This is a genomic window from Rhizobium sp. BR 362 (assembly GCF_036528765.1).
Lineage (GTDB): Bacteria > Pseudomonadota > Alphaproteobacteria > Rhizobiales > Rhizobiaceae > Rhizobium.
In genome coordinates, this window is the sequence record NZ_JARWGH010000027.1 from 43716 (window position 1) to 64514 (window position 20799).

At 59.5% G+C, this 20799-nt stretch carries 16 protein-coding genes, 4 tRNA genes and 1 pseudogene; 12 read left to right on the forward strand and 9 right to left on the reverse strand.

Annotated features, from left to right (window positions below; genetic code table 11):
• Nucleotides 1-77 precede the first annotated feature (77 nt).
• A complete protein-coding gene (locus QDY28_RS23840; RefSeq protein ID WP_331384038.1) occupies nucleotides 78-821 on the forward strand; it encodes a hypothetical protein in 744 nt (247 codons plus the stop codon).
• 157 nt (nucleotides 822-978) lie between these two features.
• Nucleotides 979-1053, forward strand: a tRNA-Glu gene (locus tag QDY28_RS23845).
• 171 nt (nucleotides 1054-1224) lie between these two features.
• Here the strand turns inward: QDY28_RS23845 and QDY28_RS23850 are convergent.
• Nucleotides 1225-2420, reverse strand: a pseudogene (locus QDY28_RS23850) (M14 family metallopeptidase).
• 215 nt (nucleotides 2421-2635) lie between these two features.
• Between QDY28_RS23850 and QDY28_RS23855 the strand changes: the two are divergent.
• Together QDY28_RS23855 and QDY28_RS23860 are read left to right on the forward strand one after the other, a co-directional pair.
• Nucleotides 2636-2710 (forward strand) — tRNA-Glu (locus QDY28_RS23855).
• A 119-nt stretch (nucleotides 2711-2829) separates the two neighbouring features.
• A tRNA-Glu gene (locus QDY28_RS23860) sits at nucleotides 2830-2904 on the forward strand.
• A 62-nt stretch (nucleotides 2905-2966) separates the two neighbouring features.
• Here QDY28_RS23860 and recJ read toward each other — a convergent pair.
• The 4 genes from recJ to QDY28_RS23880 form a co-directional block, all read right to left on the reverse strand.
• On the reverse strand, nucleotides 2967-4772 hold the full coding sequence (gene recJ, locus QDY28_RS23865) for a single-stranded-DNA-specific exonuclease RecJ (protein WP_331384039.1): 1806 nt from the start codon (nucleotides 4770-4772) through the stop codon (nucleotides 2967-2969).
• Nucleotides 4773-4830: 58 nt separating this feature from the next.
• Nucleotides 4831-6150 (reverse strand): homoserine dehydrogenase, encoded by a 1320-nt coding sequence (locus QDY28_RS23870; RefSeq protein ID WP_331384040.1) that lies wholly within the window; start codon nucleotides 6148-6150, stop codon nucleotides 4831-4833.
• Between the two features lie 60 nt (nucleotides 6151-6210).
• A complete protein-coding gene (locus QDY28_RS23875) occupies nucleotides 6211-7431 on the reverse strand; it encodes an LL-diaminopimelate aminotransferase (protein ID WP_107107907.1) in 1221 nt (406 codons plus the stop codon).
• 222 nt (nucleotides 7432-7653) lie between these two features.
• Entirely contained in the window at nucleotides 7654-8115 is a 462-nt protein-coding gene (locus QDY28_RS23880; RefSeq protein ID WP_331384041.1) for a hypothetical protein, read from the reverse strand.
• 158 nt (nucleotides 8116-8273) lie between these two features.
• Here QDY28_RS23880 and phaC point away from each other — a divergent pair, with 158 nt between their 5' ends.
• The 6 genes from phaC (at nucleotide 8274) to sthA (ending at nucleotide 14927) form a co-directional block, all read left to right on the forward strand.
• Entirely contained in the window at nucleotides 8274-10121 is a 1848-nt protein-coding gene (gene phaC / locus QDY28_RS23885) for a class I poly(R)-hydroxyalkanoic acid synthase (protein WP_331384042.1), read from the forward strand.
• Between the two features lie 12 nt (nucleotides 10122-10133).
• Nucleotides 10134-10883, forward strand: coding sequence for a DNA/RNA nuclease SfsA (gene sfsA, locus QDY28_RS23890; RefSeq protein WP_331384043.1), 750 nt, complete (start codon nucleotides 10134-10136; stop codon nucleotides 10881-10883).
• 2 nt (nucleotides 10884-10885) lie between these two features.
• The gene (gene map / locus QDY28_RS23895; protein WP_331384044.1) at nucleotides 10886-11722 is read left to right on the forward strand and encodes a type I methionyl aminopeptidase; all 837 of its coding nucleotides are present in this window, start codon (nucleotides 10886-10888) and stop codon (nucleotides 11720-11722) included.
• Between the two features lie 3 nt (nucleotides 11723-11725).
• Entirely contained in the window at nucleotides 11726-12574 is an 849-nt protein-coding gene (gene radC, locus QDY28_RS23900; RefSeq protein WP_331384045.1) for a RadC family protein, read from the forward strand.
• 249 nt (nucleotides 12575-12823) lie between these two features.
• Nucleotides 12824-13420, forward strand: coding sequence for a dual specificity protein phosphatase family protein (locus tag QDY28_RS23905; RefSeq protein WP_331384046.1), 597 nt, complete (start codon nucleotides 12824-12826; stop codon nucleotides 13418-13420).
• Nucleotides 13421-13523: 103 nt separating this feature from the next.
• Nucleotides 13524-14927 (forward strand): Si-specific NAD(P)(+) transhydrogenase, encoded by a 1404-nt coding sequence (sthA, locus tag QDY28_RS23910; protein WP_331384047.1) that lies wholly within the window; start codon nucleotides 13524-13526, stop codon nucleotides 14925-14927.
• A gap of 276 nt (nucleotides 14928-15203) precedes the next feature.
• Here sthA and tig read toward each other — a convergent pair whose 3' ends face one another.
• From tig to QDY28_RS23930, 4 genes are all read right to left on the reverse strand, one after another.
• Nucleotides 15204-16700 carry a trigger factor gene (gene tig, locus QDY28_RS23915; protein ID WP_331384048.1) on the reverse strand — a complete coding sequence of 499 codons (1497 nt, stop codon included), beginning with the start codon at nucleotides 16698-16700 and terminating at the stop codon, nucleotides 15204-15206.
• A 276-nt stretch (nucleotides 16701-16976) separates the two neighbouring features.
• A tRNA-Leu gene (locus QDY28_RS23920) sits at nucleotides 16977-17061 on the reverse strand.
• Between the two features lie 144 nt (nucleotides 17062-17205).
• Entirely contained in the window at nucleotides 17206-17820 is a 615-nt protein-coding gene (locus QDY28_RS23925; RefSeq protein ID WP_442967577.1) for a GDYXXLXY domain-containing protein, read from the reverse strand.
• Between the two features lie 2 nt (nucleotides 17821-17822).
• On the reverse strand, nucleotides 17823-18977 hold the full coding sequence (locus QDY28_RS23930; RefSeq protein WP_331384050.1) for a DUF2157 domain-containing protein: 1155 nt from the start codon (nucleotides 18975-18977) through the stop codon (nucleotides 17823-17825).
• A 900-nt stretch (nucleotides 18978-19877) separates the two neighbouring features.
• Here QDY28_RS23930 and QDY28_RS23935 point away from each other — a divergent pair.
• Both QDY28_RS23935 and QDY28_RS23940 read left to right on the forward strand, forming a co-directional pair.
• A complete protein-coding gene (locus QDY28_RS23935; RefSeq protein WP_331384051.1) occupies nucleotides 19878-20024 on the forward strand; it encodes a DUF1127 domain-containing protein in 147 nt (48 codons plus the stop codon).
• 317 nt (nucleotides 20025-20341) lie between these two features.
• Nucleotides 20342-20485 carry a DUF1127 domain-containing protein gene (locus QDY28_RS23940; RefSeq protein ID WP_007690982.1) on the forward strand — a complete coding sequence of 48 codons (144 nt, stop codon included), beginning with the start codon at nucleotides 20342-20344 and terminating at the stop codon, nucleotides 20483-20485.
• Nucleotides 20486-20799 lie beyond the last annotated feature (314 nt).

The following is a 20799-nucleotide window of genomic DNA, read 5'->3' on the forward strand; positions in this document are numbered from 1 at the left end:
TCAGCGGGGAACGTCCTTTGTGCGATCGGCAGATTTTATCCGGCAATAAAAAGCTCGCAAGCACTATTGCCATTGCCATGTCATTTGTAATGCTCGCCGGCTGCGCGACCACAGGCGGTAACCCAAAACAGACGGCCGAAGCCGAGCCGCAGCCCAGCGCTGCCGAACAGCTTGCCGATGCTCTCAACACCAAGGCCGAAGCGAAACGGCAAAAGGGTGATGTCGCCTATCGCGATCCGCTGGTACACAGCGTGCATGGCACACGTCAGCAGATGGTTGCCGAAGAGACGAGCAGTCAATCCTTCTTCCCGCCGGCCCCGGCCGGAGCAACACCTATGGCTACCGACGCGCCGGCCGGCAWTGCCGGCCTGGTGACGCAGCCAACGGGCGTCAACGCCAACAGAAGCAGCATCTATTCGGCGCCGGCACCGATTGCCGTCAATCCGGACGGAACGCTGGCCAATACCCAGCCGGGACAGTCGCAAGGAATCACGCCGATCATGCGCAGCGTCTACAGCATGCCGCCCGGTGCAATGCAAAATGCCACGCCTCAGCAAAGCAATGGCGGAATGCCCGTCGATCAAACGTCGCAGGCGGTGATTCCGCCACCCGTCATCCGCAATGCCGCCTCCGCATCGGGAAGTCCGATGAAGCCGACAGCGGACGCCACGCCCTCGAAAATACTGCCCGCCCGCGGCTCCAATGGCCGCAGGATTGACAGCAAGGAAGCCCTGATGCTGGCGCATATCGTTGCTTCGAAGGGCCAGGGTCAGGACGGCAAGCCGCTGATTACGCAGCCGCAGAGCGGCGCGGGCCTCTAAGCCCGCCTCATCTGCAAATCTCCGCAACATGCTGTTAAGGCATGCTTATTCAAACTTCGCCGAAGCGTTACGCTTCTGTCATTTTTTCCAGAAAAAAGCGAAATAGGCGCTTGCGGGAATGAAATCCCCCCGCTATAAGCGCGCCACACAACAGCACGCGCCCTTCGTCTATCGGTTAGGACGACAGATTTTCATTCTGTAAAGAGGGGTTCGACTCCCCTAGGGCGTGCCACTGTTTCCCCCACTTCCAGAACAAGACTAGGCACCGGGTCGGCGATCGACCCCAAGTACAAACTCGCTCGTCATCAGCCAAACTTACGGCAATGACCGTGATTGTTGAAAAGTCTGACGCAAGGCAAGCGTCGGCGGGCGAATCCCGTTTCCCGGCAAGGCCCTATCCGGTCTACTCGGGGTAGACTGGAACGTCCTCCGGCTCCGGCTTGTTGAAAAGGATGAATACCAGGGGGTTGCCCGGCTCGGACATTGCATCGATGCGCTGACCCGTTATCTCTCCGGCCACGCCGCTTGTGTACTCCGCAACCACCTCGCCGAAACTATTGCGCTGGATAGCAACCTTCTGTCCGGCTCCGACCTTATCATTGAGTTTGACCAGATGCTCAACGAGCCCGCCCGCGGTGGCCAGGATCGGGAACGCGCTGTTACCGACAAAGACCGTCACGTCCTTGCCTGTGCGGCCCATAGGCCCGGCAACGATGCCGTGATACTTGAGGACGTTCATTGTACCTTCCACGAAGAGCGAGATCATTTCGAGGTCCAAGACGCGCGCAGCACCGATTTCCGGCGTGAAGGACGGGATGCCCACGTCCATAAAAGCGTTGTGCAAGACACCGGGATATACATGATTATCAAAGACCTGGCTGACGGGATACAACTCCACCATCGCCTTGACCTCGGGCACATCCATTCCGCCAATATTGAAGGCGGTGACTTCAAATCCGGTCGTCCCGGTGTGGAAATCGATCGCGAAGTCGGCGTTTGCCGCAGCAGCCGGTTGAACAGAAGCCCGGCGTGTCGGCTGGCTGCAGTGGCGCCGTTCTCGTTCCCAGGCCACTCTCGATTCATATCGATCAGATCGACGCCTCTGCCCTGATTGGGCCATCTGCGTTGCATGTTTTCCAGGGCCGGGCGGGACACGTCCGTGACCGCCATCACAGTGCCTGACATCTGCGCCGGGTCGAGCTGGTTCATCACGACCTGGACGGTATGCATGGAACTCATCTCATCGCCATGCACGCCACTGGTCAGGACACCGCGCTTGCCCGGCTTTGCGCCCTTGGCGACCGTCACAGACACGTACCAGTACTGTCCGGTCGGCATCTCAACACCCCGGAAATACAAGAGGTGCTTCTTGCCGGGCTCCAGGTCGTTGACATCAAGCGCGCTGACGACCTTTTTGCCTTCGATAACATCGCCGACATAGACCGTTCCGGATAGTGGATTGGCAGGAGGTGTCGCTGCCTGGGCGTTCGCCGCACCGGCGTTAACAGTGATGGCGGCTGTTGCTACGGCGCCGACCGTGGCAATGGATGCCATTATCAGATCGCGGCGATCGATGCCGCTTACAGACTTGTCCGGCATGATGGGATCCTTTGTGATTGTGAAAGGCAAAATTCGTGCGGCAGCACGGCATGCATATCGGTCGCAAAATCCCGCTCAACTTAAAATACTGGTATGCTGGCGAATTCGCAAGGTTGCACGATTACTGCAAGACCTATGTCGGGGGTTGCGATCAATGATCCAGCTTCCGCTTGCGGCGGCTTTGCGCTATTCCTATATGGACGCAAGCGCAGCCTGCGCCCTTCGTCTATCGGTTAGGACGACAGATTCTCATTCTGTAAAGAGGGGTTCGACTCCCCTAGGGCGTACCAATCGGAGCCATTGCGAGCTTTTCCACAATTGCCTCGAAAAATCTGGCTCTACCCATGGATTTTTCTCGATTTTCCGCTTGCGGGAACAAAAGGTGCTGACTATAAGGGCGCCACAGCACGCGCCCTTCGTCTATCGGTTAGGACGACAGATTTTCATTCTGTAAAGAGGGGTTCGACTCCCCTAGGGCGTGCCACTGCTTCCCCTTCCCTAAATCTCTGATTTCGCATCATGAAAGCGACGATTTCCGTTTGCAGCTCACGGTGCCTTTGCGGCGTCCATGACACGCAACTGCACACGCCTTGCGCCCTGCCAATGATCGGCGCCGAGCGTGCCGGCGACGTGGATCTGTGATCCGCGGGAAGAGAGCAGCAGTTCGCCGAGGGGCGTTTCAACGGCGCGGAAGGCGATGCCGTCGAGGCGACCGCCGTCCTGGGCTTCCAGGGTGACCTTGATGTGAGATTGGCCGACGAGGCGTGAATCGCGCAGGCGGTGGCTTGGGAGAGCGAAGATCGGCTGCGGATGGCCGGAGCCGTAGGGGCCGGCGGTTTCGAGCTGGTCGACCAGTTCCACCGTCGCGCCGCCGGCACCGAGCGCGCCGTCGATTTTCAGCGTTTCGTTGGCGACGAGGCCGGCGACTTGCCTCTCCGCCTTCTCCGTGAAGAAGGAGCGGAGCCTGCCGAGATTGGCGCGCTCGACCGTCAGGCCCGCCGCCATGGCATGGCCGCCGCCTTTGACGAGCAGGCCAGCATCGACGGCGGCGCGCACCATGCGGCCCATGTCGAAACCGTTGATCGAGCGGCCCGAGCCGGTACCCCGTCCCATCGAATCGAAGGCGATGGCAAAGGCCGGGCGGCGGAACTTGTCCTTCAGCCGGGAGGCGATCAGGCCGACGATGCCAGGGTGCCAGTTCTCTCGCGCCGTGACGATAACGGAGGCTCCATCGCCGTTGCCATATTCGGCCAGCGCTTCAGCTTCCGCCTCCTGCAGCATGGCGGCTTCCATCGCCTGGCGCTCGCGATTGAGATCATCCAGCCTTTCGGCGATCGTCTCGGCCTCAGAGGCAACGTCCAGCGTCAGCAGCCGGGCGCCAAGCGCCGCATCGCCGATGCGCCCGCCGGCATTGATGCGCGGGCCGATCATGAAGCCGAAGTGGTAAGGGCTTACAGGGCCACCGAGCCCCGCCTTGCGAAATAGGGCAGCAAGACCCGGATTGCCCTGATGACGCGCCGCAATCAGGCCCTTGACGACATAGGCGCGGTTCAGCCCTTTCAGCGGCACGACATCGCAGACCGTTGCGAGCGCGACGATATCGAGCCAGGCAAGCAGGTCGATGGAGCGGACCCGGGTATCGCCCGCCTCGCGCAATAGCCGCAGGGCCGCGACCAGGACCATGAAGACAACGCCGGCGGCGCAGAGATGTCCCTGCCCCGACAGATCGTCCTCGCGATTCGGATTGACCAGCGCGTGGCAATGCGGCAGCTCGTGCGCAACCTGGTGATGATCGATGACGACGACGTCGATATTGCGAGCCTTCGCCGCTTCCAGCGATTCGAAGCTGGTGGAACCACAGTCGACGGTGACGATCAGGGTGGCGCCATTATCGATAAGCTGGTTGATGGCAGCGGGATTCGGCCCATAGCCTTCAAAGATGCGGTCAGGAATATAGATGCTGGCCGGCACGCCGAAATGACTAAGGAAGCGATAGAGCAGCGCCGACGATGCTGCGCCGTCGACGTCGTAATCACCGAAGATCGCGACCGTCTCGCGCGCCTTGACGGCGCGCAGCAGCCGTTGCGCCGCCTTCTCGCAGTCCGTCAGCAGATGGGGGTCGGGCATCAGGCTGCGGATGGTGGGGTCGAGGAAGGCCATGGCCTCTTCGAGGCCGACGCCGCGGCCGGCGAGAACGCGGGCAATCAGATCTGGCAGCCCGTGGGTTTGAGCGATGGCCAGCGCCCGATTCTGCCCGGCCTGGTCGAGCCGGGAAACCCAGCGATTGCCGGAGACGGAGCGCTCGACGCCCAGAAATGCCCGCTGCACAGGATCTGCCGGCTGTTCCACCATCTCTCCCAGAATTGGACGGCCCGCTTCCGCTTTACCGGAACGGGCCTTGATCGTCAGATTATTCCTTCGGCCGCTCGATGCGGATGACCTGCGGTTCGCCGACGAGATAGCCCTCGGTTTTGATCGAGGCGACCGCCTTGCGTACCGAATCCTCCGTCGTCGCATGGGTGACAAGGATGATCGTCTGATGGTGGGCCGGCGCCAGGTGCTGCGTTGCGCGCTGCACGATCGATTCGAGCGAGATGTGGTTTTCCGCCATGCGGGTCGCGACGCTGGCGAAAACGCCGGTGCGGTCGAGAACGGTCAGGCGGATGAAATAGCCGCCCTCGTGGCTCTGCATCTGCGCCTTGCGATAGGGCTCCAGCGCCTTGGCGGGATGGCCGAGCACCGGCACGCGCTGCGCGCCCGGCTGGCTCTTGGCGATGTCGGCGATGTCGCCAAGTACGGAAGAAGCCGTGGCGTTGCCGCCGGCGCCGGGCCCGACCATCAGCAGTTCGCCGAGAATGTCCGATTCGACCGCGACGGCATTGGTGACGCCGTCGACCTGGGCGATGACCGATTCGAGCGGCACCATGGTCGGGTGAACGCGCTGTTCGATGCCGCTCTCCGTGCGCTGGGCTACGCCGAGCAGCTTGATGCGGTAACCGAGGTCGGCCGCGGCGCGGATGTCCTCGATGGAAATATTCGTGATTCCCTCGAGATAGATATCGTCGGCCGCGATGCGATTGCCAAAGGCAAGCGTTGTCAGAATGGCGAGCTTATGCGCCGTGTCGTTGCCCTCGATGTCGAAGGCCGGGTCGGCTTCGGCATAACCGAGACGCTGAGCTTCCTTCAGGCAATCGGCGAAGGAAAGGCCCTCTTTCTCCATCCGGGTCAGGATGTAGTTGCAGGTGCCGTTCATGATGCCGTAGACGCGCGAGATCGTGTTGCCGGTCAGGGATTCCCGCAGCGCCTTGATGACGGGAATGCCGCCGGCGACCGCCGCTTCGAAGTTGAGCAGCGCCCCCTTCTCTTCGGCAATCTCGGCCAGTTCGACGCCATGATAGGCAAGCAGCGCCTTGTTGGCGGTGACGACATGCAGGCCGCGGGCAAGGGCTGCGCGCACGGCCGCGTTGGCTGCCCCTTCGGCACCGCCGATCAGCTCGACGAAGACGTCGATGTCGGCCTTCTGCGCCAGGTCGACCGGACCGCCGAACCATTCGATGCCGGTCAGGTCGATGCCACGATCCTTGGTGCGATCGCGGGCAGTGACGGCGACGATCTTGACGGGACGGCCGCAGGTAACGGCAAGCTCGTTGGCGCGGCTTTGAATGATACGGACAAGCGAGGCACCAACGGTGCCCAAGCCCGCAATGCCGATTTTGAGGGCATCTGCCATGAGGAATTCCTGATCAATGTCTTGGGGCACGGCAGCCGCGGGAACGGCTGCCGTGTAAAATTAAGAGCGATGAGCGTTGAGCGAAATGACGTTGTGCATGGTCTCATCCGCGGTCGAGAGGAAGCGCTTCAGATTGCGCGCCGCCTGGCGGATGCGATGCTCGTTCTCGACCAGCGCGATGCGGACGTAATCGTCGCCCTGCTCGCCGAAGCCGATGCCGGGCGCCACCGCAATATCGGCTTTCTCGACCAGAAGCTTCGAGAACTCCAGCGAACCGAGATGACGGAATTTTTCCGGGATCTTCGCCCAGGCAAACATCGTCGCTGCCGGCGGCGGCACGTCGAAGCCGGCCTTGCCGAAGCTGTCGACCAGCACGTCACGGCGGCGCTTATAGATATTGCGGACTTCCGCGATATCAGAGCCGTCACCGTTCAGCGCATGCGTTGCCGCCACCTGGATCGGCGTGAAGGCACCGTAGTCGAGGTAGGATTTGACGCGCGTCAAAGCCGCGATCAGACGTTCGTTGCCGACGGCAAAGCCCATGCGCCAGCCGGGCATGGAGAAGGTCTTCGACATCGAGGTGAACTCGACGGTGACGTCCATTGCGCCCGGAACCTCCAGGACGGATGGCGGCGGGTCGTCGTTGAAGTAGATTTCCGAATAGGCAAGATCCGACAGCACGATGATGTCGTGCTTCTTGGCGAAGGCGACGACTTCCTTGTAGAAATCCAGCGTCGCGACATAGGCCGTCGGGTTGGACGGATAGTTCAGGATCAATGCCAGTGGTTTCGGAATCGAGTGGCGCACGGCCCTTTCCAGCGGCGGAAAGAAGCTGTCGTCCGGCTCGACCTGCATCGAGCGGATGACGCCGCCAGCCATCAGGAAGCCGAAGGCATGGATTGGGTAGGTGGGATTCGGGCAAAGGATGACGTCGCCCGGCGCCGTGATCGCCTGCGCCATGTTGGCGAAGCCTTCCTTGGAGCCGAGGGTGGCGACCACCTGCGTATCCGGGTTGAGCTTGACGCCGAAGCGGCGGGCATAATAGGCGGCCTGTGCGCGGCGAAGCCCAGGAATGCCCTTGGACGAGGAATAGCGATGCGTGCGCGGGTCCTGGACCACCTCGCAGAGCTTGTCGACGATCGCCTTGGGGGTCGGAAGGTCCGGATTGCCCATGCCGAGGTCGATGATGTCGGCCCCGCCCGCTCGCGCGCTGGCCTTCAAACGGTTGACCTGTTCGAAGACGTAGGGCGGCAAGCGCCGGACTTTATGAAACTCTTCCATTTCTTTCCCCATGGGACAGCGGCCCTCACAACCGCAATGAAGTTCGTCGATCTCCCGGTGAGCCGCGATACGAACTCCGGAATCGCGGCGCCGCAACTATACTGACGCGAAGGATACGGTGAATCTTTGGCGGTTATAGACGCTATGCGCTATCAACCAGGAAGAAACATCGAAATTCAGCCTAGCTGAACGCTTTGCGGCCAAATCACCTGAAACGCAAGGCTAATTCTCAGTCGGCGCCGGGGTCTGGCTTGGCTCGGCGCTCTGCTGCTTAATCTGCGACAGCGTATCCTGGCCGTGTTCGGCCGCGAGCTTGCGCATGTCCGCCACACGTTTCTGATATTCGGCCTCGGAAATCGCGCCGGATTTGCGCTGCGCGCCGAGCGCTGTCAGTTGCTTGCCGATATCGGCCGCCTGCTGGTCGTTGATCTGGACATTGGCCGCCGTCGGGGGAGCATTGAAGGAGGGATAACCATCCTTGTAGTGCTGCTGCGTGTTGCCTTCATCCACCGGTTTGCCTTCAGCGGACTTGACGACGACAGCCTGTGGAGCCTGCTTGCTCTTGGCAAAGGCCGCCTTTTCCTCAGGCGTCGTGCAGCCGGCAAGCGCCAGTGCGAGAATGCCGCACAAAGCGCCACAGAGTACGGAATACCGGTTGAGTCTTGCCACCATGCCGCCGCCCATATTGTCGTCCTGCTCTATTTCTAGCCGTGGGTTGCGACTGTTAAATTTGTCGCAGCGGCAAAGCAAGAGCAGGGTTGCGTTTCATTCGACTTGTATTCCTTTTCCTGCAAGATGTACAAATAGAAAACAAAAGTGAGCTGCCGCCGGGAGGATGATGCGTGACCGACAGCAAGCGGGACAACAGTGAAGGCAACGGCACCTTTCCCGGCTTCGACCCGAAGTCGGTCGAGCCTTACATCGTCAAAGATCCGGAGGCGATGGCCGTAAACTTTGCCCGCGCGCTGGAAAATCTCGGCAAGGCTGCTTCCGCCTGGCTTGCTCCACGCGAGCGCGGCGAGAAGGTCGACACAGTCGCCGATCCGATGACCGACGTAGTCAAGACGCTTTCCAAGGTGAGCGAATATTGGCTTTCCGATCCGCGCCGGACATTGGAGGCACAGACCAATCTGCTATCCGGCTATTTCGGTCTATGGACGAAAACCATGCAGCGCCTCAGCGGCGATTCGTCCGCCGCGCCTGAACCCGAACCGATCAAGGACAAGCGCTTCGCCGACGAGGATTGGCAGAAAAATCCTTTCTTTGATTTCCTGCGCCAAACCTATCTCCTGACCGCCGGTTGGGCAGACAAGCTGGTTACCGATGCCGAAGGACTGGACGAGCACACGCGCCACAAGGCCTCCTTCTACACCAAGCAGATCACCGCGGCGCTGTCGCCGACCAATTTCGTTGCCACCAATCCGCAGCTCTACCGCGAAACCGTCGCTTCGAATGCCGAGAACCTCGTGCGCGGAATGAAGATGTTTGCCGAGGATATCAGCGCCGGTCACGGCGAATTGCGCTTGCGCCAGACGGACATGACGAAATTTGCCGTCGGGCGGGACATGGCACTGACACCCGGCAAAGTGATCGCCCAGAGCGAAGTCTGCCAGGTCATTCAATACGAGGCAGCGACGGACAAGGTGCTGAAGAGGCCGTTGCTGATCTGCCCGCCCTGGATCAACAAATTCTACATTCTCGATCTCAACCCGCAGAAATCCTTCATCAAATGGTGTGTCGGACAGGGGCATACCGTCTTCGTCATTTCCTGGGTGAACCCGGATAAGCGCCACGCAGCCAAGGATTGGACGTCCTATGCCCGCGAAGGCATCGATTTCGCGCTGGCGACGATCGAAAAAGCAACCGGCGAGAAGGAGGTCAACGCCGTCGGTTATTGCGTCGGCGGCACGCTGCTGGCGGCAACGCTCGCTTTGCACGCCAAGGAAAAGAATAAGCGCATCAAGACCGTGACCTTTCTGACCACGCAGGTCGATTTCACCTTTGCCGGCGACCTCAAGGTCTTCGTCGATGAAGAGCAGATCTCCGCGCTGGAAGAGCAGATGAAAGCGGTCGGCTACCTCGAGGGCTCGAAAATGGCGACGGCGTTCAACATGTTGCGCGCCTCGGAGCTGATCTGGCCCTACTTCGTCAACAGCTATCTGAAGGGCCAGGAACCCTTGCCCTTCGATCTCCTGTTCTGGAATGCCGATTCCACGCGAATGGCCGCCGCCAACCATTCGTTTTATCTGCGCAATTGCTATCTCGACAACGCTTTGAGCCAGGGCAAGATGGTGCTCGCCGGCAAAAAGCTGTCGCTGAAGGACGTCAAGATACCCGTCTATAATCTGGCAACGCGCGAGGATCACATTGCGCCGGCGAAATCCGTCTTCATTGGCAGCCAGTTCTTCGGCGGGCCGGTGGAATTCGTGGTGACCGGATCCGGTCATATCGCCGGCGTCGTCAACCCGCCGGACAAGCACAAATACCAGTTCTGGACGGGTGGCGCGGTCAAGGGCGACTATGACCAATGGCTGAGCGAAGCGAAGGAGACGCCGGGCTCCTGGTGGCCGCATTGGCTCGAATGGGTCAAAAGCAACGACAGCCGCATGGTTCCCGCCCGCAAGCCCGGCGGCGCAGCGCTGAACGCCATCGAGGAAGCCCCCGGCAGCTTCGTCATGGAGCGCGCCTAAGCGGCGATCTCCATGCTGTTCAACCCACCCCTCGTCCCCGCGCGGCTGATCGCCCGCTATAAACGCTTTCTCTTCGATGCCGAGCTGGAAAGCGGCGAGATCATCACCGGCTCCTGCCCGAACACCGGCTCGATGCAAGGCCTGACGACGCCGGGTTCGCGCATCTGGCTTTCCGAACATGAAAGTCCGAAGCGTAAATATCGTCACGTCTTCGAAATGATCGAAGCCGATGGCACCATTGTCGGAGTCAACACCGCCATGCCGAACCGGCTGGCGGCAGAGGCGATCGCTTTGCACCAGATTTCCGACCTCGGCGATTACACGACCGTCCGGCGCGAGCAAAATTATGGCCGCAATTCGCGCATCGACCTGCTCTTGACCGACCCTCTGAGGACAACCACCTATGTCGAAGTCAAGAATGTGCATTTCATGCGCCAGCCGGGCCTTGCCGAGTTTCCCGATACGGTGACAGCTCGCGGCGCCAAGCACCTGGAAGAACTCGGCGATATGGCGGAGGCAGGATACAGGGCCGTCATGCTGTTCGTGATCCAGCGCCACGACTGCCATCGCTTTCGCGTCTGTGGCGATCTCGATACCGTTTATGCCGTGGCGTTCGAGCGAGCTCTGAAGCGCGGCGTTGAAGTCTATGCTGTCAAATGCAAGGTTTCACCGACGGAAATAACGCCCGCTGGGTTGATCCCGATAGACGAACCCGGCATAGCTGCATTAAATACCAGTATAAAGATTTCTGCTGAAGGCTGATCATGGTGAATTACATCGAAGCGGCAACGGCGCCGTCGAAAAATACAGGCGCCATCCGCCTCTACGGCACGGATGCTTTCGCAGGAATGCGCAAGGCATGCCAGTTGACCGCCCGCTGCCTCGACGAACTTGCTGGGATCGTCGGACCTGGCGTGCCGACCGATGTCATCGACCGCTTCGTCTTCGAATTCGGCATGGATCACGGCGCCTACCCGGCGACGCTGAATTATCGCGGCTACATGAAATCTTCCTGCACGTCGATCAATCACGTCGTCTGCCACGGCATTCCGAACGACAAGCCGCTGCGCGACGGCGATATCGTCAATATCGACGTGACCTATGTGCTCGATGGCTGGCATGGTGATTCCAGCCGCATGTATCCGGTCGGCGAAATCAAGCGCTCGGCGGAGCGGCTGCTGGAAGTGACCTATGAATCGCTGATGCGCGGAATTGCCGCCGTGCGTCCCGGCGCTCGGACGGGTGCCATAGGCGAAGCGATCCAGGCCTATGCCGAAGCGGAGCGCTGCTCCGTCGTCCGGGACTTCTGCGGCCACGGCGTCGGCAGCCTCTTTCATGATTCACCGAACATCCTGCATTACGGCCGCGCCAGCGAGGGGCCGGAACTGCGCGAAGGCATGATCTTCACCATCGAGCCGATGATCAACCTCGGGCGACCGCATGTGAAAGTGCTTGGCGACGGCTGGACGGCGGTCACGCGCGACCGTTCGCTGTCTGCGCAGTACGAGCACACCGTCGGCGTTACCGCCACGGGCTGCGAGATCTTCACCCTGTCGCCTGGCGGTCTCGATCGTCCCGGCCTGCCGCCGTTGCAGGGATAATACATGGCGAAGCGGCCGGCTTCCTCCTCCGGACATGGTGACGTGCCCGTCGATAACGGCGGGGTGGATGGTCTTGAAGACGCATCCCTTTTCGACGAGCGACTGTTTTTCGCCCATCAACCCGCCAAGGCCGCGCTGCGCGACAAACCGGCAAAACCGCCGAGCACGCCAACCAATGCCGAAGCCCATTATCACGGGCACCGCGAAAGGCTGCGCAATCGCTATCGCGATGGCGGCGATGGGGCGCTTGCCGATTACGAAATTTTGGAACTCCTGCTGTTTCGGCTGATTCCGCGCCGCGACACCAAGCCTATCGCCAAGGCGCTGCTTGCCCGCTTCGGCACGCTTGGTGGCGTGTTCGGCGCGCCGGCCAATCTGCTGCAGGAGATCAGCGGGGTCGGCGAAGCCGTGGCGCTGGATCTGAAACTGGTGGCGAGCGTTGCACAGCGCATGCTGAAAAGCGAGCTGGCCGGCAAGCCGGTGCTCTCTTCCTGGAAAGCTTTGATCGACTACTGCCACACAGCCATGGCGCACGAGACGCGCGAACAGTTTCGCATCCTGTTTCTCGACAAGCGCAATGCCCTGATCGCCGACGAGGTGCAGGGTTTAGGCACGGTCGACCATACGCCGGTCTATCCGCGCGAAGTGGTCAGACGAGCGCTCGAAGTGTCAGCCACCGCGGTGATTCTCGTCCACAATCACCCTTCCGGTGACCCCACTCCCTCGCGCGCCGATATCGATATGACGAAGACGATCATCGACACGGCCAGCCCTTTGGGCATCACCGTTCACGATCATATTATCATCGGCAAGAACGGCCATGTCAGCTTCAGAGCACTGCGGCTGGTCTGAATCGCACCCTTCGGATACATTAAAACGTTAGAATATCCACGTAATGCTTTGCTTTTGTTATATTGCTCGGCATCAGTAATGCTCTGAAGCATCGATCGTTTCCAGCCTCGGACCTCTCCTCAGCATTTCAGGTATTTGTCAGGATGATCTGACAGAACGGCAACGCATCCAGATCGGCGTGTCTGCCGGCGGAAGCGCTTGTTTTGTTTACGTCTTATCCGTCTGAAGTGTAGCGCATCCGGAGACTACATGCCGAAGAGGTCATCGCCGCTTTCTCATCGTTTGCGCCGCATCGGCCGTGGTGTTCTTTTTGCATTTACTCCCTTTGCGCTGATTGCCGGCGGTTTCTACGCCCATATGCTGTGGACAACGAATTTCCATTCCGTCATCGCCGGCGAGGTCTACCGCTCTTCTCAGCCGTCGCCGGCGACCATCGCCGAACTGCAGAAGCAATACGGTATCAAGACCATCATCAACCTGCGCGGCGACAATAGTGGTCGGTCCTGGTACGACCACGAAGTCGCCCAGGCGAAGGAACTCAACATCAATCATATCGATTTCCGCATGTCGTCCGGCCGCGAGTTGACCCAGCAGCAAGCAGCCCAACTCGTCGAGATCATGCGCGATGCGCCGAAGCCTTTGCTGATCCATTGTCAGGCCGGGGCGGATCGAACGGGGCTTGCCTCGGCCCTCTATCTTGCTGCCATCGCCAAAACCGGCGAAGCGGCCGCGGAAAGCCAGATGTCGATCATCTACGGACATCTGCCGCTTTCCTTTACCCACGCCTATGCCATGGACCGTACTTTTGAAAAGCTCGAGCCTTGGCTTGGCCTTTCCAGCTCCTGATCTTTCCTGTTAGATAATCTGTAACATTGAGCAGCTACCGGTTGACGGCCAGCATGTTGCGTTGCGACATTGATTCCATAATTCCAATCACCCGAGGCTTCCGATGGACCGATTCGATCTCATAGTCGTGGGCAGCGGCCCCGCAGGCCGCAGGGGCGCCATTCAGGCCGCCAAGCTCGGCAAGCGCGTGCTGGTCATCGAACAGGGGAAGCGTGTCGGCGGTGTTTCGGTCCATACCGGCACCATTCCGTCGAAGACGCTGCGTGAAACCGCGCTCAATCTCTCCGGCTGGCGCGAGCGCGGCTTCTACGGCCGCGCCTATCGCGTCAAACAGGAGATCAGCGCTGCAGACTTGCGCCGCCGCCTGTTGATTACTCTCGATCATGAAGTCGAAGTGCTGGAGCATCAGTTCGCCCGCAATCGTGTGCAGCACATGCGCGGCAAGGCGAGCTTCGTCGATCCGCAGACCCTGCAGGTCGTCAAGGACGACGGCGAAGTGCTGCATGTGAGCGGCGCCAGCATCCTGCTCGCCGTCGGCACCAAGCCCTTCCGTCCGGACTACATGCCCTTCGACGGCAAGACCGTTCTCGACAGCGACGAGTTGCTGGAGATCGAGGATCTGCCGCGTTCGATGGTCGTCATCGGCGCCGGCGTCATCGGCATCGAATATGCGACGATCTTCAGTGCGCTCGACACGCAGGTGACGCTGATCGATCCGAAATCGACGATGCTCGACTTCATCGACAAGGAAATCGTCGAGGATTTCATCTATCAGCTACGTGACCGCAACATGAAGCTGCTGCTGGGGCAAAAGGCCGAAAAGGTCATCCGGCAGGACGGCAAGGTGGAACTGCTGCTGGATAATGGACGCCATATCGTCACCGATATGGTGCTGTTTGCGGCCGGCCGCATGGGAGCTACCGATACGCTCAATCTGGCCGCCGCCGGGCTCGAGGCGGACAACCGCGGTCGCCTCAGTGTCAATCCGGAAACTTTTGCCACCAGCGTTCCGCATATCTTCGCGGCCGGCGACGTCGTCGGTTTTCCGAGCCTCGCTTCGACCTCGATGGAGCAGGGTCGCATCGCTGCCCGCGTCGCCGTCGGCGCCATCGCCAAGGAGCCGCCGAAATACTTCCCCTACGGCATCTATGCCGTGCCGGAAATCTCCACCTGCGGCCTTTCAGAGGAAGAGGTTAAGGAACGCCATATTCCCTACGAATGCGGCATCGCCCGCTTCCGCGAGACGTCCCGCGGCCACATCATGGGCCTTGATACCGGCCTCTTGAAGATGATCTTCTCGCTGAAGACCCGCCGCCTGCTCGGAGTCCACATCGTCGGCGAAGGCGCGACCGAACTCGTCCATATCGGCCAGGCGGTATTGAACCTCAAAGGCACGGTCGAATATTTCGTCGAAAACACCTTCAATTATCCGACGCTCGCCGAGGCCTACAAAATCGCGGGCCTCGATGCGTGGAACCGCATGGGCGACATAAAGTCGGAGATTTGAGGGACTGCGGGTGGTCCGTCGCCACATCCGCCCTCGTGGTTCGAGACGGCCCTTCGGGCCTCCTCACCATGAGGGCTAATCTTCTGCACGCGAATCAAACTCCGTCAACTACCGCGCTAGCTCCGCCTCATCCTTGTACGTTAAAATGGGTGGCGTGATGGAGGCGCGTAGCCGTAGGCGGAGCCTCCAAGAGCGAGGATGGCCCCTCGATATTCCTCAAACAAAAAACCCCGCCGCGAACGGCAGGGCCTGATTTCATTATGGAAGAGAGCCGAATTATTCGGCGCTGTCTTCAGCAGCCTTCTTCTTCGGAGCGGCCTTCTTCTTTGGAGCAGCAGCTTCTTCGCCTTCGGCGGCAGCTTCTGTTGTTTCAGCCTTGGCAGCAGCCTTCTTCTTCGGTGCAGCCTTCTTGGCAGCCGGCTTGTCTTCCGTTTCGGCTTCGTCGTCAGCCAGCAGCGCTTCCTTGGAAACGGTCTTGTCGGTGACGTCGACTTCGGTCAGCAGGTGGTCAATGACCTTTTCTTCGAAGATCGGGGCGCGCAGGTTGGCGGAAGCGCCGGGCGTGTTGCGGAAGAAGTTCAGGATTTCCTTTTCCTGGCCCGGGAACTGCTGGAGCTGCGCATAGAGAGCGCGCTGCATTTCGTCTTCGCTCACTTCGACGCCGGCCTTTTCGCCGATCTCCGAGAGAACGAGGCCGAGGCGAACGCGGCGCTCGGCGAGCTTGCGATACTCTTCGCGTGCCTTTTCTTCCGTCGTGTCTTCGTCTTCGAAGGTCTTGCCGGATTCATCGAGATCAGTCTGGATCTGGCGCCAGATGCTGGCGAATTCGGCGTCAACCAGCTTCTGTGGGGTGTCGAACTGGTACATTTCGTCGAGCTGGTCGAGGATCTGACGCTTGACCTTCTGGCGGGTGACGGAGCCGTACTGGCTTTCGATCTGGCCCCGGACGATTTCCTTCAGGCGATCAGCGGATTCGATGCCGAGCTTGGAGGCGAGTTCGTCGTTGATTTCGATATCGCCGGGGGCTGCAACTTCCTTCACGTTGATATCGAAGGTGGCTTCCTTGCCAGCAAGGTTCTTGGCAGGGTAATCGGCCGGGAACGTCACGGTGATGGTCTTTTCGTCGCCAGCCTTGAAGCCCACGAGCTGCTCTTCGAAGCCCGGAATGAAGCGGTTGGAGCCGAGGACGAGCTGAGCGTCTTCGTCCTTGCCGCCCTCGAAGGCTTCGCCATCGACCTTGCCGAGGTAATCGATCGTGACGCGGTCGCCGTTGGCGGCCTTGCCCTTCTTCGTCTCGTAGCTGCGGGCGCTTTCGGCGATCTTCAGGATCTGTTCGGTGACTTCGTCCTCGCCGATTTCGGCGACTTCGCGGGTAACCTTGATGCCCTTGACGGACTTCAGTTCGATTGCCGGGATAACTTCATAGGAAAGCGTGAACTCGAAATCGGCCTGAGCGGCGAGGATCTTTTCAGCCTCGTCCTTGTCCTCGGTCATGGCGATTTCCGGCTGGGTCGCCGACTTTTCGCCGCGCTCGGTCAGGATGGCCGGTGGCTGGTCACGAACGATCTCGTTGACGAGGTCGGCCATGATCGACTTGCCGTAGACCTTCTTCAGATGCGCAACCGGCACCTTGCCCGGACGGAAACCGTTGATACGGACCTTGTCCTTGACCTCGGCCAGACGCTCGTTCATGCGAACTTCCATGTCCTTGGCCGGGATGACCACCTTGATTTCGCGCTTCAGCCCTTCAGCGAGCGTTTCGATAACCTGCATTGTCCTACCTTCATTCATGGCGGCCGTGCCCAGACAGCCGTTCGTTTCAATGAGCACGACGCCGGAAAATCCCGAGCGTGGCTTGGATGCAATTCCTTATCATTTTGCCAGAGCGCCGCGCGTTCGAACGAACGCGCAAAAGGTCGCTCACCCTCTCGGAATCTAGGGCATCTTGTCCACTTTCCACTAGAAAGCGGGATGCTCTAGGCAAAATGGCGCGTCCAACAGCGGGTCAGGAGACAGGCCCTTCAGCCTCTCCCGTCCACAAGGCAGCCTTGGTGCGGGTAGAGAGACTTGAACTCCCACGCCTTGCGGCACCAGAACCTAAATCTGGCGTGTCTACCAATTTCACCATACCCGCGTTCCCAAAACCATACGGCAATGCCTGCCCATGAGGCCTTCCGGAGCGCGGCGTCTCTATATCACCCGTTTTAAACCACGCAAAGGAAAAATGACGGTTCGACGACTGTCCTCGGACCTTGTTTGGTTTTCTGCGGAAACCTTGTCAGTAAAGCGGCTCTTCGTAGACGGATTTGCCATCGAGCAGCAGGCTTCTGATATGCGCCTCGCCATCCGCGGAGACGCGGGCTGCAATCGCGACCCGGTCGTGATTGCGTGCATCCTCGATGGTGCGGCCGGCCCCTTCAGGCACATAGTAGCGCTCGATGCCGTATGTGACGGGGATCGTAGCCTGCGGAGACGGCGCGCTATCGCCATAAGAAAAATAGTCGAAAGGCAGGGTTTTGAGAACGACCGTATCCGGTTTCGGTTCCAACGTTCCAAAGGACGATTCGATGATGCCCCAATAGTCGTCATCCTGTTTCTTCAGGCGGACGGATAGAATCTGATTTTTCCGACTGTCCGTCGGCGTGCCGTCGATCAAAGTCGATACCGGCACCCGGGAAATATCGTAGTTCAGTGTCACGTAGTCGCCGCGCAGCAAATCGCGGGGATCGATCGGCGCGGTTTTCAACAGCACTTCGACGCCGTTCCTCAGGCCCCAAGCCCGTTCGCCGACCATATAGCCAAGAACCGCCGTCTGCAGTGCGGCGACAATGATGGCGGCGATCCACATGCGGCGGCGGAAATTCCGCATAATTGTGCCGGCCTCGGCTGTCATTGTCATGCCTGTGCCTCCTGCCTATCGCTCCGGGGACCGTCATGATGGGAAAATCGCCGCTCAAGGCGAATGACCAGCCAGGCGGCGATTGCGACTAGGATGCCGCAGATCAGGAAGAAGCCCGATGTCCCGATGATCGAACCGACAGTCTCGTTCGCGAGATAGAGGATTTCCCAGGCAAAGACGACATAGGCGAGATAGCGCACGGCACCGTTATCGCGGCCACTTAGAGCGATCGCAACGACCGCGCTTGCGAGCGTGACGAAGGCGATCACGATGAGAGGCAGCTTGTTTTCAACCCAGATATTATTCTCTAAAGCCCCACCGCTGATCTCTCCATGGATTGCGACGAGCCCGATGGCAACAATGAGGAAGGCATAGAACGCCGGCGCCGCGCCGGCGGTCCGTGCGATCTGTGTCAGGGGTGAAACCGGCAGGCTGACGGCCAAAAAGGCAATCATGCCGGCTGCTGTCAGTAGGACAGCCGCATGCAGGCTTTCATACTGCGCAAAAATCCATGTCAGCCAGCCGACAAGCATCAGATAGGCTAAATGCCGGGACCCCGGGGCGTCGACGTAGCGAACAAGAGCAATCAGCGCGGCCGCCATGACAGGCGGCGCCCAGGGCATGATGCCGTACCACTGGTCATAATGATCCCAAAGATAAAAGCCGCAAAAACCCCAGGCCAGGAACCCCGCCAGAGCGACCTGCCCGCTCGACCGGAACAATGCGGCGGCAACGCAAGCGACCGCAAACCAGACGATCATCATCGTCAGCTCGTCGCCGGAGAGATTATACATCTGACCGACCAGCGACATGGCGCCGCCGAAACTCATCGTGCCGAGAATCAGCACCGCCGAGCCGAGGATCGAGTGCCCACGCGCGAATGAATAGGCGGCGCCGAGATAAAAGGCCCAGATCAGCACTATAAGCCCGAAAAACCTGATGATCCTTGGAATCGCCTCCCAATTCGACGCGACGAAAAGCAGGATCGCAACACCGACCAACAACGCCGCCATCACGGCAAGCGCACGGCCGAGGCTGAAGCTTGCAGGTCGGCTGTCGTATTCACTGAGAATCGCCGCCGCTGCCGGCGCGTCGACCAGCCCCTTGTCGATCCAGATACTTAGATCACGCTCCAGCCTAGCCCGGTACATAACGCGCCTCCGACAGCAACCCCCTATCCCAGAGTGTCTTACCACATATCGAGGACGTTCGAGCTCGCTCTTTCATGTCTCAAATCAAGCCGAGTTTTCCAGAAAGTCGCACGGCGTTAATGCGAGGTTAAGGCTTCGCTCCCTACACTTACCGTTTGCCGTATCGATGCCGCCCCAAGGTATGCGCAGTCGGCATACCTCCTATGAAATTATTGCGCTGCACAAAAACCAAAAGTCATACTATTTTATAAGCATCGAAGGACGGCGGTGGCGCGTCGCTTCGGCGAAAGCCGGAAAGAGCCTGAGGATGAATTCCTGATACAGAATTCGGAGCCGCATACTCCTCCTCCCAGTGCGGCCCGATGGATTGACGACACTCCTCCTCCCAGTCGTCAATCACCACAAATGACGCCCACCGCATCCTCCTCCCGCGGTGGGCGTTATTTTTTCTTTCAAGGACATTAGTTAGCTCTAATGCGAATCGGTAGACGCAACCGGCTCCGCTTCTTCTGCTGGGCAGTGGAAGAGCGCTGAGAATGCGGCGGCGAGATTTTTCGCGCGCCCAAATGCTGGCAACCCTCCATTCCGCAGACCTCCAGAAATGGTATGAATTGCGATTAACGGCTTGCAGTACTGAGCAATAACCCATGATTTGAGCAGGAACGCACGAGCTCGGCCAACAATCCGACCGAGTGCCCGCCTTCATTCAACGGTCATGTGCACATAAAGCAGCCACTCCTTTAACCAAATCATCATACTGAGTTGCGTCATACGCATAGGTGGCATGAAGCATTCGCGCTTTTACTTCTTGCAGTGCAGCATATATTCGCGCTCAACAGATCAAGGACGGAACCAATCACGGCGCCGGCGAGATCTTAAAACCCTCGAAAGTGATTCAAAATGAACCTGACCCGCTCTTTCAATAATTGGCGCAAGTATCGTCAGACCGTTACCGAACTCGGCCGCATGAGCACCCGCGAACTGCACGACCTCGGTATCGATCGTTCGGACATTCGTCGCGTAGCTCGCGAAGCCACCGGCCTCTAATTACCGGATTGGCTTCGCTAAATAGCGACAGCCTTCACAACGCCCGTTGCGGACAACCGCGGCGGGCGTTCTTTTTTGGCAATGTTCTTTTAGCGTTGTCTGCGCCTGCAGCACCGACTGAACGGCTTCAAGCCATTCGCCTTGGACATGCCAGATAAATTTTGGGCATTGATGGCTTTTTGGGCGTCATATTGCACAAATGCATAGCAGACGCATTTTATTTGCACTGCAAAATATTCGTCCTCGCACCTATATAGAAGCTAAGCGCTGAGGCGGCAATCGTGCCGCTCGCAACCTGAATGACTGAGGACAGAACAATGAACCCGATTCGCATCGCCAAGAACTGGATCAGCTATCGCCGCACCCTGAATGAGCTCGGCAACCTTTCCAGCCAGACCCTGTCGGATATCGGCGTTAGCCGCTACGAAATCCGCAATATCGCTTCCCGCTCTTTCCGTTAATTGCAACGGCCGTTGACCGCAACGGACAGAGCAGACTGCTTCAAGACGGCGCCCTACGGCGCCGTTCAGACCGCTGACAAACCCGTCGATATTTTCGGCGGGTTTTGTTTTTGGAGGGTTGGTTGTTTCAAGTTTGGTTGTGAGGCAGGGCGAAGTTTGTAGCCTTGGCCTTCATGTCATGGCTGGTTTGGGTGCTTTGGTGAGCGCCATGGTGATCTTCTTGATGTTTTGGGCGGCGGCGGCAAGCAGGCATTGGCAGGCGACGCGGGTGAGACTTCGGAAGCGGGCATAGCGATGGCCGTGAAGCTGCTTGG

What these genes read in the sequence shown, in the direction of transcription:
- QDY28_RS23930 (WP_331384050.1), bottom strand. Translation starts at nt 18,977, where the DNA reads ATGTACCGGGCTAGGCTGGAGCGTGATCTAAGTATCTGGATCGACAAG.
- QDY28_RS23935 (WP_331384051.1), top strand. Translation starts at nt 19,878, where the DNA reads ATGAACCTGACCCGCTCTTTCAATAATTGGCGCAAGTATCGTCAGACC.
- QDY28_RS23880 (WP_331384041.1), bottom strand. Translation starts at nt 8,115, where the DNA reads ATGGGCGGCGGCATGGTGGCAAGACTCAACCGGTATTCCGTACTCTGT.
- map (WP_331384044.1), top strand. Translation starts at nt 10,886, where the DNA reads ATGGTGAATTACATCGAAGCGGCAACGGCGCCGTCGAAAAATACAGGC.
- tig (WP_331384048.1), bottom strand. Translation starts at nt 16,700, where the DNA reads ATGCAGGTTATCGAAACGCTCGCTGAAGGGCTGAAGCGCGAAATCAAG.
- QDY28_RS23870 (WP_331384040.1), bottom strand. Translation starts at nt 6,150, where the DNA reads ATGGCAGATGCCCTCAAAATCGGCATTGCGGGCTTGGGCACCGTTGGT.
- recJ (WP_331384039.1), bottom strand. Translation starts at nt 4,772, where the DNA reads ATGGTGGAACAGCCGGCAGATCCTGTGCAGCGGGCATTTCTGGGCGTC.
- radC (WP_331384045.1), top strand. Translation starts at nt 11,726, where the DNA reads ATGGCGAAGCGGCCGGCTTCCTCCTCCGGACATGGTGACGTGCCCGTC.
- sfsA (WP_331384043.1), top strand. Translation starts at nt 10,134, where the DNA reads ATGCTGTTCAACCCACCCCTCGTCCCCGCGCGGCTGATCGCCCGCTAT.
- sthA (WP_331384047.1), top strand. Translation starts at nt 13,524, where the DNA reads ATGGACCGATTCGATCTCATAGTCGTGGGCAGCGGCCCCGCAGGCCGC.
- QDY28_RS23925 (WP_442967577.1), bottom strand. Translation starts at nt 17,820, where the DNA reads ATGACAGCCGAGGCCGGCACAATTATGCGGAATTTCCGCCGCCGCATG.
- QDY28_RS23905 (WP_331384046.1), top strand. Translation starts at nt 12,824, where the DNA reads ATGCCGAAGAGGTCATCGCCGCTTTCTCATCGTTTGCGCCGCATCGGC.
- QDY28_RS23940 (WP_007690982.1), top strand. Translation starts at nt 20,342, where the DNA reads ATGAACCCGATTCGCATCGCCAAGAACTGGATCAGCTATCGCCGCACC.
- QDY28_RS23875 (WP_107107907.1), bottom strand. Translation starts at nt 7,431, where the DNA reads ATGGAAGAGTTTCATAAAGTCCGGCGCTTGCCGCCCTACGTCTTCGAA.